The sequence below is a fragment of the Methylobacterium nigriterrae genome, assembly GCF_037106235.1.
In the GTDB taxonomy this organism is placed as follows: Bacteria; Pseudomonadota; Alphaproteobacteria; order Rhizobiales; family Beijerinckiaceae; genus Methylobacterium; species Methylobacterium nigriterrae.
The window spans coordinates 1-285 of sequence record NZ_JBAWTG010000761.1; the positions used below are offsets into that span (position 1 = coordinate 1).

Below are 285 nucleotides of genomic sequence, written 5' to 3' on the forward strand. Positions count from 1 at the left end.
CAGCTGTTTGGCGAGCAACTGCCGTAGCCCGCCGAGTTCCTGATCGATTGAGACCAGCTGCTGCTTTGTTGAATCCGCGTCATTATTCAGCGCGAGGACTTCCTGCTCGGTTTGCTAGATTTTTGCGTTGAGCACGTCAATTTGAGAGCGAAGGTACGTAGCGCGCTCACGCAGGTTGCTCCGCTGATCCTCGATAGCTCGCGCGATAGCAGGCTCGGTCGCCCGGGACGTAACGTTGTCTGGGAGGACGATCTTCCCCGTCTGATCCCGCTCGGCGATCAGTCT

The 285-nt window shown here is 57.9% G+C and carries 1 protein-coding gene; it reads right to left on the reverse strand.

The window, feature by feature from the left end:
• Positions 1 to 114: 114 nt before the first annotated feature.
• The gene (locus WDW90_RS41280) at positions 115 to 282 is read right to left on the reverse strand and encodes a hypothetical protein (protein WP_488803335.1); all 168 of its coding nucleotides are present in this window, start codon (positions 280 to 282) and stop codon (positions 115 to 117) included.
• Positions 283 to 285: the final 3 nt, after the last annotated feature.